The 7465-nt window shown below is 67.3% G+C and carries 6 protein-coding genes and 1 tRNA gene; 4 read left to right on the top strand and 3 right to left on the bottom strand.

Annotated elements, in window-relative coordinates; all coding sequences use genetic code 11:
* A tRNA-Glu gene (locus tag AC07WS_RS30270) sits at positions 1 to 76 on the top strand.
* 55 nt (positions 77 to 131) lie between these two features.
* Here the strand turns inward: AC07WS_RS30270 and AC07WS_RS30265 are convergent.
* The 3 genes from AC07WS_RS30265 to AC07WS_RS30255 all read right to left on the bottom strand — a co-directional run bounded on the left by AC07WS_RS30265 (position 132) and on the right by AC07WS_RS30255 (position 3554).
* Entirely contained in the window at positions 132 to 2150 is a 2019-nt protein-coding gene (locus tag AC07WS_RS30265; protein WP_494732630.1) for a S8 family serine peptidase, read from the bottom strand.
* 11 nt (positions 2151 to 2161) lie between these two features.
* Complete coding sequence (locus AC07WS_RS30260; protein ID WP_494732629.1) at positions 2162 to 2458, bottom strand: hypothetical protein; 297 nt, start codon at positions 2456 to 2458, stop codon at positions 2162 to 2164.
* Between the two features lie 91 nt (positions 2459 to 2549).
* Positions 2550 to 3554, bottom strand: a complete 1005-nt coding sequence (locus AC07WS_RS30255) for a hypothetical protein (protein WP_494732628.1) — start codon at positions 3552 to 3554, stop codon at positions 2550 to 2552.
* 165 nt (positions 3555 to 3719) lie between these two features.
* Between AC07WS_RS30255 and earP the strand changes: the two genes are divergently transcribed.
* The 3 genes from earP (at position 3720) to AC07WS_RS30240 (ending at position 7382) form a co-directional block, all read left to right on the top strand.
* The gene (gene earP / locus AC07WS_RS30250) at positions 3720 to 4874 is read left to right on the top strand and encodes an elongation factor P maturation arginine rhamnosyltransferase EarP (protein ID WP_494732627.1); all 1155 of its coding nucleotides are present in this window, start codon (positions 3720 to 3722) and stop codon (positions 4872 to 4874) included.
* A 132-nt stretch (positions 4875 to 5006) separates the two neighbouring features.
* Positions 5007 to 5582, top strand: a complete 576-nt coding sequence (locus AC07WS_RS30245; protein WP_486063224.1) for an elongation factor P — start codon at positions 5007 to 5009, stop codon at positions 5580 to 5582.
* A gap of 192 nt (positions 5583 to 5774) precedes the next feature.
* Positions 5775 to 7382 carry an amidase gene (locus tag AC07WS_RS30240; protein WP_494732626.1) on the top strand — a complete coding sequence of 536 codons (1608 nt, stop codon included), beginning with the start codon at positions 5775 to 5777 and terminating at the stop codon, positions 7380 to 7382.
* Positions 7383 to 7465: the final 83 nt, after the last annotated feature.

Raw genomic sequence — 7465 nt, 5'->3', positions numbered from 1 at the left:
GTCCCCATCGTCTAGAGGCCTAGGACATCACCCTTTCACGGTGAGTACGGGGGTTCGAATCCCCCTGGGGACGCCAGTCAAGCAGCATCCATGCAAAAAGCCGCCCCGTGCGGCTTTTTGCATTTCCGGCCCTACCACATGATGGGGTTGTACGGCTGCGGCAGCGGGAAGCGTCCCACATGCAGCGGCGGCCATTGCGTGCCGTAGGCCGCCATCTGCGCCGCGCGCGCCGCCACGTCCAGCCCCAGCGGGTCGTAGGCCGCGCCGCCGCCCATCAAGCCGCCCATCGCGTTGCCCAGGCTGGCGCCCATCTGCGGCGACGCCATCATCTGCGCCATGCCGCCGGCCTGCTGCGGCGCCACGGCCTGCGCCGGCTGCTGGCTGACGGCGTTCTGCAAGCCCACCGCCACCAGCACGTCCGGCATGCCGAAGCCGGTGCGGCTCTGGTCGCCCAGGCTGACGCGGTGCGCGCTGGCGCGGATGATCTGGAACAGCCGCTCGACCCGCTCGGCCCCGCGCGCCTTGTACTGCGGCGTCTGGAAATCCGGATGGTGCGCCAGCGTCAGCGCGGCCAGCCCGGTCACGTGCGGGGTCGCCATCGAGGTGCCGTCCCAGGCCGCGAAATTATTCGGCGGCACGCAGGAGGTGATCGCCACGCCCGGCGCGCACACCGCCACCTGCGGCCCGAAGCAGCTGAACTTGGCAGTGAAGTAGCCGTAGGCGTCCACGTTCTGGTCCAGCGTCTGCGCATGGTAGCTGTCGGCCGGGAACTCGTCGAGCTTGCCCACGGCGGCCACCGCCAGCACGTTCGGCGACGAGGCCGGATACTGCACCGCGCCGCCCGAATTGCCGGCCGCGACGATGCAGGCGATGCCGGCCCGCTTGGCCCGCACGATCTGCTGCTCCAGCGCCTCCGACACCTCGGCCCCGCCCAGGCTCAGGTTGACCACGTCGATCTGCTTGTCGATGCAGTACTCCAGCGCGTCGATCAGCTGGCTGATCTGGCCGCCGGGGAACAGCTTGCAGGCGTGGACCTCGGCGTCCGGCGCGAAGCCGCGGATGCCCGAGGCGATGTCGGCCGCCGCGATCACGCCGGCGCAGTGCGAGCCATGGCCCAGCGTGTCCTGGTCCCAGCCGTCGGGGTTGGTTTTTTTGTCGAGCACGTCGAAGCCGGCCTTGATGCCGGCCAGGTTGGCGTGCGTGGTGGCCGCGCCCGAGTCGATGATGGCGATCTTGATGCCCTGGCCGCGGTAGTTGCCCGGCAGCTGGTCGAGCCGCATCGCCTTCTGGCCCCAGCCGTAGGCGCGCTGGCGCGGGAAGCCGGCCAGCGACGGCCAGTCCGACAGCGCGCGCAGCACCACCACGTTGGCCTCGTCGGTGCTGATGTCGGGATCGCGCTGGTAGAAGCTCCAGTAATCGGACTTGGGCTTGACGTACAGGCCGCGCACCGATTCCGGCGTCTCGCCGTACAGCGACAGCGTGACCTGGCCGTTGGCGTCGGTCACGCCGCTGGCCGGCAGCATGCTGCCGAACAGCGACACCTCGGCCTCGGCCTGCGGCGCGCCATCCTTGCCGGTCACGCTGATGACGGCGTTGAGCACCGGCCCGCCGCCGGCCGGCAGCACGCCGGTCACCATGGAAGGCTGGCGCAGCGCCGGGTCCATCAGGTTCAGGTGCTGGTCGTGCTCGACCAGCAGCCGGCCCTGGCCCTGCTGGTGCAGCACGGCGGCCTTCTGCTCCGTCATGCGCGCCACCAGCACGCCCTGCGAGCCGCCCATGCCGTCGGCCAGCGCGCCGAGTACGGATTTGGGGCCGACCGTGTCGACCACTTCGATGTCGTTGCTGCTGCGTAGCGCCTGCTCCAGCGCGGAAAACTGCAGCGGTTGGAAGTTCATCGCCTGCAAGCCGTCGGGCTGGCGCGCCGCGATCACATACTGCTTCTTGCGCGCGGCCACGTTGCGGCCTCGGCCGTCGGGCGCACGCCGGCCGGGTTCGGCGGCGTCGGTTGCGGCGCGCGCTTCGCCGCCGGGCGCGGCGGATGCGCCGCGCGGGGAGCGGCCGGCGCTTTCGGTGGAGGCGGGCGCGCTCTCGCCGCCGGAGAGGGTGGGGTCCGGCGACGACGAGGCGCCGTCGTTAGTGGGTCTGGGCATGGACTTTCCTTTCAGATCATGGGATCGGCCGGCGCACTGTCGAACAGCGACAGCGGCTGGTCCGGCTCTATCGTCAATTGTTGGGAGGGCGTGCCGGCGCTGCGGAAGTGCAGCTCCAGCACACGCGCTTTGTCGGGACTGATTTCAACGACCGCCGTGTGCGGCTGGTCGCGCGGGCCGATGACGTCGACCACGGTGATCTCGGGGTCGATGTCGGCCACCGCCAGAAAATCGGCCAGCGGCGCGCCGTCGGCGGCGTGGATCAGATACCTGGCCTTTTTGGCCGACGCGGCTTGCGCTTCTGTCATGGGGGTCTCCTTAAAAAGTGCTGCGCCCTCCGCGGCCGCCGCCGCCGGAGGGCAGGGGTGGCGGCGCCGTCCGGCCGGCGCCGCGGCGCCATCAATGCAGGGTCTGACCGCCGTACAGCGAGTTGGCGGCGTTGGCCAGTTGCGCCTGTTGCGTCAGCTGGGCCAGCTGCGCCTGCTGCTGCGCATAGGCGGCCGTCACCGGATCGACGCCGAACGGCAGCATGCCGCCCAGCTGGCCGGCGATGCCGCCGATGGTGTTGCCCAGGCCGGAATTACCGAAGGCGCCGCCGATCGCGCCGCCCAGCGGCTGCGCCACGCTCTTGATGATGTTGCCGAACCAGCCCTGCGGCGCCAGCCCTTGCAGCTGCTGCAGCTGCTGTTGTTGCGCCGCCTGCTGCGCATACGCCTGCGCCACCGGATCGGCCGCGAACGGCAGCATGCCGCCCAGTTGGCCGGCGATGCCGCCGATGGTGTTGCCCAGGCCGGAGTTGCCGAAGGCTCCGCCGATCACGCCGCCCAGCGGCTGCGCCACGCTCTTGATGATGTTGCCGAACCAGCCCTGCGGCGCCAGGCCTTGCGCCTGCAGCTGCTGCAACTGCTGCAGTTGCTGGAGCTGCTGTTGTTGCGCCGCCTGCTGCGCGTAGGCCTGCGTCACCGGATCGGCCGCGAACGGCAGCATGCCGCCCAGCTGGCCGGCGATGCCGCCGATGGTGTTGCCCAGGCCGGAGTTGCCGAAGGCGCCGCCGATCGCGCCGCCCAGCGGCTGCGCCACGCTCTTGATGATGTTGCCGAACCAGCCCTGCGGTGCGAGCTGTGCCTGCTGCAGCTGTTGCAGTTGCTGTTGTTGCGCCTGTTGCGCGTAGGCCGCCGTCACCGGATCGACCCCCAGCGGCAGGAAGGCGCCGCCAATGCCGCCGGCCGCCTGGCCGATCTGGCTGCCCAGGTGCGAATTGCCGAACAGGCCGCCGATGCCGCGGCCGATCAAGCCGCCCAGCGGGGCGCCCAGCAGGCTGCCAAAGAAGCCTTGCGGCGCCAGGCCGCCATACTGTTGCGGTGCTAGTTGTTGTTGTGCATAGTATTGTTGGTACTCGTTCATGACATCTCCTTGTTGTGGTTGCGATGAACCAGCGCGGCCGGCGTGCAGAGAGGGCCTGCGTTGGAAGGGGTTGGACCGGGCCTGCGGGGAGAAAGTTTTGGTATTCTTGGTGGCCGCCGCGCGTTAATCAGGTATCATCCAGCCTCCCTTTTTTTTCGACCCGCCATGACGACATTCCGCCGCCTCGATCTGTTCTGCCGTGTAGTCGACAACTACGGCGACATCGGCATCTGCTGGCGCCTGGCGCGCCAGCTGCGGCGCGAGCACGGCCTGGCCGTCACGCTGTGGGTCGACGACCTGGCCAGCTTCCGCCGCATCTGCCCCGAGGTCGACACCGGCGCCGCCAGCCAGCAGCTGGACGGCGTCACCGTGCGCCACTGGGCCAGCCAGGACGGCGCCTACACGCCGGCCGACGTGGCCGACATCGTCATCGAATTTTTCGCGGTCGACATCCCGCCCGGCTACATCGAGGCCATGGCGCGCTGCGAACCGCGCCCGGTGTGGTTCAATCTGGAAGGCTTGACGGCCGAGGAGTGGGTCGAAGGCTGCCACCGTTTGACGTCGCCGCATCCGCGCCTGCCGCTGACCAAGCATTTCTACTTCCCCGGCTTCACGGACAAGACCGGCGGCCTGCTGCGCGAAGCGGGGCTCGATGAACAGCGCCGCCAGTTCCAGTCCTCGCCGGCGGCGATGGCGGAATTCCTGGCGCGCTTCGGCGTCACGCCGGCCGGGATGGCGGCCACCAAGGTCTCGCTGTTCTGCTACCCGCACGCGCCGGTGTCGGCGCTGCTGGACGTGTGGCGCGCGGGCGCGCAGGCCGTCACCTGCCTGGTGCCGGAAGGCGTGGCGGCCGAGGCGGTGCAAGCCTTCCTCGGCACCGACGCCACGGCCGGCGTCAGCGCCACGCAAGGCGCGCTGACGCTGCGCGTGCTGCCCTTCGTGCCGCAGCCGGACTACGACAAGCTGCTGTGGGCCTGCGACCTGAACTTCGTGCGCGGCGAGGATTCCTTCGTGCGCGCGCAGTGGGCGGGCAAGCCTTTCGTGTGGCACATCTACCCGCAGGACGAGAACCTGCACCACAAAAAACTGCGCGCCTTCCTGCAGCGCTACGCGGTGGGGCTCGACGCGCTGGATGAATTCTCGCTGCGCTGGAACGGCGCGCCGACGGCGGGCGAGGGCAGCGACTGGGCGTCGCTGTGGCAAGCCTTCGCGCGCCAGATGCCGGCCATGGCCGCGCGCGCCGACGCGTGGCAAACGCAAATGCTGGCCAACGGCGATCTGGCCGCCAATCTGCTGGCCTTCGCCGCCACGCTGAGATAGGCGGTGCGGGAAAAACAAGGTATAATGCCGGGTTAATCTCTAGCGCATTTTTACCCGATCAACCGTGAGCTTTGGGCGTTCCGCCTGGCGACAGATGATTTTTACGCAACCCACTTTTTACGTACACTCTCTATGAAACCTGCAAAAGAAATTCGTGTTGGCAACATCATCATGGTTGACAGCAAGCCTATGATCGTTCTGCGCTCCGACGTCAACGGTTCGAGCCGCACGGGCTTCACCTACAAATGGAAGATGAAGAATCTTCTGACCAACACCCCGATGGAAAACGTCTTCCGCGGCGACGACAAGTTCGACGTGGTGGTTCTGGACAAGAAGCCAGTGACCTACTCGTACTTCGCCGACCCGCTGTACGTCTTCATGGACGCCGACTACGAACAGTACGAAATCGAAGAAGAAAACCTGGGCGACGCGCTGCACTACCTGAAGGACGGCATGGAATGCGAAGCCGTGTTCTACGACGGCAAGGCCATCTCGGTTGAACTGCCAACCACCATCGCCCGCCAGGTCGTGTACTCGGAGCCAGCCGTCAAGGGCAACACTTCGGGCAACGTCCTGAAAGAAGCCAAGATCGAAAACGCCATCGAAGCCCACCGCCACACCGTGCAAGTGCCGCTGTTCGTGAGCCAGGACGACGTCATCGAAATCGACACCCGTACCAACGAATACAAGCGTATCGTTCGTAACTAATCGGTTTTTAGTTGCTAAAAAGCACGCCCAGCATGTGAAATACATGCCGGCGTGCTTTTTTTATTGGGAATTGGTAATTATTTTCTGATTTGTAAGAATTTTTGTGGTGTGGGTGGCAACACGCTGATATATTTATGCAACGCAATAAATAGTGCGCATTGGTGATCAGTTCAAACCACTCACGAGGATGGCATGGATCGCAGGGAATTCGTTCGTATCGGCGTTGCGGCGGGTGCCGTGGCGGGCAGCAACCGTGTGCTGGCGGCGCCGGCCGGTGCGGCGTCTAAGCTCGGTCCCGGCGGCATCCTCGACGCCGGCGTGTGGGAACAGCAGCAGATGATGGAGGCCGGCAAGCTGACCTCGCACTCGCTGACCTCGCAATACCTGGCCCGCATCAAGACCATCGACAAAGCCGGCCCCCGCCTCAACGCCATCATTGAGATCAATCCCGAAGCGCTGAAGATCGCGCTGGAGATGGACCGCGAGCGCAACCTTAAGCGCGTGCGCGGCCCGCTGCACGGCATCCCCGTCCTCCTCAAAGACAACATCGCCACCGGCGACCGCATGAGCACCACCGCTGGCTCGCTGGCGCTGAACGGCGTGCGCGCCGCGCGCGACGCGCATGTGGCCGCGCAGTTGCGCGCGGCCGGCGCCGTCATCATCGGCAAGACCAATTTGAGCGAATGGGCCAATATGCGCTCGACGCATTCGGTCAGCGGCTGGAGCGGGCGCGGCGGATTGACCTTGAACCCATATTCGCTGGACCGCAACTGCAGCGGTTCGAGCTCCGGCTCGGGCGCGGCGATCGCGGCCGGACTGGCCACGCTGGCGGTCGGCACCGAGACCGACGGCTCGATCGTCTCGCCGGCCTCGATCTGCGGCGTGGTCGGCATCAAGCCGACGCTGGGGCTGGTCAGCCGCAGCGGCATCATCCCGATCGCGCACTCGCAGGACACCGCCGGCCCGATGGCGCGCAACGTCGCCGACGCCGCCCTGATGCTGGCCGCGATGACCGGCGTCGACGCCCAGGACCCGGCCACGCGGGAAGGCGCCGGCAAGGCGGGCGACTACCGCGCGGCGCTGGAGAAGGGCGGCTTGAAAGACAAGCGCATCGGCGTGGCCCGCAACTTCTTCGGCAGCAACGACGAATTGGACGCGGTGATCGAGAAAGCGCTGCTGGATCTGAAGGCACAGGGCGCGATCCTGGTCGACACCGAAGTGCCCAACGTGAGCAAATACGGCGACAGCGAGACCGAAGTGCTGCTGTACGAATTCAAGGCCGACCTGGCGGCCTACCTGAAGGAATACGCGCCGCACGCGCCGGTGGCCGACATGGCCGACGTCATCGCCTTCAACCAGAAGCACCACCAGCAGGAGCTGCCGTACTTCGGCCAGGAATACCTGGAACGGGCGCAGGCCAAGGGCGGCCTCGACACCCCGGCCTACCGCGACGCGCTGGCCAACAACCAGCGCTACTCGCGCGCCGAAGGCATCGACCAGGTCATGCGCGAGCACCGGCTCGACGCGCTGGTGGCGCCGACCGGCGGGCCGGCGTGGCTGACGGACTTCATCAACGGCGACCATTTCGGCGGCAGCTTCTCGTCGCCGGCGGCGGTGGCCGGCTACCCGCACATCACCGTGCCGGCCGGGTACGTGCACGGGTTGCCGGTCGGCCTGTCGTTCGTCGGCGCCGCCTACAGCGACGCCATGCTGATCCGCATGGCCTACAGCTACGAGCAAGCCACACTGCACCGCCGCGCCCCGCAATTCCCCGCCAGCGTCTCGCTGGCCGTCCGCTAAACAGCGTTGGGGTCAAGTCTGACATTCGGACACGGCCTCTGCCGTAGCGGGCCGCTACGGCAGAGGCCGTGTCCGAATGTCAG

The organism is Duganella sp. GW821-FHT01E12, assembly GCF_059422325.1.
This window is presented reverse-complemented; position numbering and strand designations above follow the sequence as displayed.